The following is a 2,767-nucleotide window of genomic DNA, read 5'->3' as shown; positions in this document are numbered from 1 at the left end:
GGCCCTGAGGAACGAAGGGCTTGACAGGTGCGAACGGCGCAGCACCACCGCACCCGGTCGAAGGCCGGCAACGTCAACGCAAGGGCGTGCCGAGGTGAATCCCGTGGACGAATCGAGGTGCGCGCGACACTTGTCATGGCGGACGAACCCGAGGAAGAGCTCGCCGAGCGGTTGTTCGCTAAGTGGGCCGGGGGCAAAGGAACTTCAAAGAGCCAGCTCGAACGCGAGACATGGGGCGACGGCAAGTCGCACGGACGGCGGTTCGACCGATTCGTTCGAGAACGTCTCGGAGTCTCAACGGCGAGACCTTCCAAGCAGACGGACCGAATCCAGGATCTCGAGCAGCGGGTGCGGTCGCTTGGCAGTCATCCCATCGGCGGATTCGCGGTCGTCATCGTGGTGATCCCTGGGTCGCCGAGAAAGTCGACGCCGACACCGAAATGTATTTCATTGCGCGAGTCTCGGGCGGATCGTTCTAGCACCTCGCCGCCGTCCCTGGGCGAACGACGATTCGCACGAGCAGACTCCGAGTAGAGCAGACCCTCCGATCCAAATGGTCCGACACGGCGCGCCGTTCCGGCCGGTCACCGTTCTACACGGGAGGGTCGAGGTCGCGACTCCAGCCGGCGCGAGGGCGCGGTAGCCCAATGGCACTCCTGAGGGTGACTTCCCGCTGACCTGAGCGTGCCGCTCTTCAAGATGGTCGAGTCGCTCGCCCCGCGCTTCTAACGCCTACGCAAAAGAAGCATCTACGGAAGAACTTGCAAACCTGCTTGCGGCCCGTAAACACGCATTGGACGCCGCCGCTGTCCTACAACCGGACGGCACGGACTGGCCTGAGGCCCAGTGCTGCTAGGGACGTGGATCGCCAAAAGACTACGACCCACCCTTCATCCACGACGGTGTAGCAGGCTGCTCGAAGGACGGCGCTGGCGGCGACGAGGACGATGGGTCCTCCGCGACCGGCGGTGGGTTGTCAGTCGGCTCGAAGTCGCCTTTGTCGTCGTCAACGCTCGCCGCTGTTGCCTTCGGTGCGCTGATCTTCGGAGCCTTCGGCGTCCACGGCGTGATGGTCTGAACAACCGAGCCGTAGAAGTCCTCGATCAGGTTCAAGATCGAGTCGATGAACCCCGGAGACTTCTTCCCCGTCTTGCGACCCGCACCCATCTCAACCGTCCTCACCAGCCGGAACCTCGTCGGCTCCCGCTTGTCCCCACCGAGGAGAACGTCACGATCCTCCTTCGCCTGGGCAAGCGTCGCCGAGTACGGCGTCCGAGCGTTCTTCGGGTACGCCTCGATGACGAGCGACGGGGGTCCCTCACGAAGTTGATTGACGATCCACGAGCAGCGGGCACGGCCACCCCGATCCTCCGGTGCCGGTACCGTGATCGCGGCGCTGATCCGACGGGCCTTCACGTCAGCCGAGATCTCAATGTCGCCGACGGTGTTCGGCACCCGCAGCGTTCCGTCGAGCGGGTCGCCTGCGACGAGGGCGTCCACGAGGTGCGAGGCCCGGGCCCGCTGGTCCTGATGCGCTTTGGATAGGAGATGCTGCACATCGCTGCCGATCCTCGCCCCGAGTTGAAGAGCGGCGTAGCGCAGGAGTTGGTCCCAGCGGAGCGCAACGTCCTGCACACCTTCGTCGGTCTTCCGGAGCGTGTGATCCCTCGCACCGTCTCGCACGCTGACCCAATTTGACCCCATGTCATCGAACGCCATCGCCCCAGACGCAGAGTGCTTCAGGTAGCGGATGAGTTCGCCGACGAGCCACGCCTGCTCCGGATCGTCCACGCCCTTGTGGGACTTGATCATCACCGCAGTCGAGAGAAGCGCCGTCCACGAGATGTGATGCACCTGCACCTTGGAGTTGGAGCGAACCTTCAGACCATCGGTCGGATGAGAACCTGGTGAAGCTGCGATCTCGTTGGAGATGGTGACGACCGCATCGAAGCCGTGCTCCCGAGCCAGGTCCCAATACAAGTTGATCTGCTCGGGCTCCAGCCGCCCGTCGCCGGTCTTGATCTCGACCAGGGCGGTCCACGCAGTCTTGCCGTAGCTGATCCGCACAACACCGTCCGGCCGCACCTTCTTGCCGTTGAGCACGAACGGCGGCTCGATGTACGTCTCGACTACCGCCCGCTGTGCCCTCGACGCTCCCATCGGCGAGAACAACTCAGTCGATAGATCACGAACCACAGACAGCACAGCCAGGACAGCCGACGCCGCTCGAGTCTCGGCCTCCTTCTCTGATCCGATTCCGGATACCGGAATCAGTCGTGCTCTCGTCCACTTCTCGTCGGCCACGGGCCACCCCTCTCGACTGCTGCACGCCGAGAGTAGGCGGCGAGCCGACAATGTTCGGTAATGCTCCGAGTGACTAGCCCGAGCGGTCGTGGTGACGACGTCGACCTCGGTCATCCATCGGGGCGTCCAATTGGAGGACGCCCACCGATCGGTCGCTCCGACTCTCTGCGGCCCGGCCCCGCCTGAACTGGCGTGTCTCACAGGGCTGGTACGCAACAATTCTCAGTAGCGGTGGCTTACCCGCTACACCGTCGACGGTGCCAGGCGGTGCCCTCCAAGAGCCGTTCGTTCTTGCTACTGGATTTGCTACTGGTTTCGGGTGGGGTGGGATTTCACGAAACCCTTTGTCTTCGTTCGACGTGTACGGTGAGCTGGGACAACATCAAACCCTGCACGACTGAGCATCACGGGATGGACGGGTGCCTGCTTCCTCTCAAGGTGGCGGCACGGGTTCGAATCCCGT

General features: G+C 63.5%; 1 protein-coding gene. It reads right to left on the bottom strand.

Annotated elements, in window-relative coordinates; translation table 11 throughout:
* Positions 1-876 precede the first annotated feature (876 nt).
* A complete protein-coding gene (locus tag ON45_RS10135; protein WP_051062838.1) occupies positions 877-2,160 on the bottom strand; it encodes a hypothetical protein in 1,284 nt (427 codons plus the stop codon).
* Positions 2,161-2,767: the final 607 nt, after the last annotated feature.

This window comes from Ilumatobacter nonamiensis YM16-303, assembly GCF_000350145.1.
Classification (GTDB): domain Bacteria; phylum Actinomycetota; class Acidimicrobiia; order Acidimicrobiales; family Ilumatobacteraceae; genus Ilumatobacter_A; species Ilumatobacter_A nonamiensis.
This window is presented reverse-complemented; position numbering and strand designations above follow the sequence as displayed.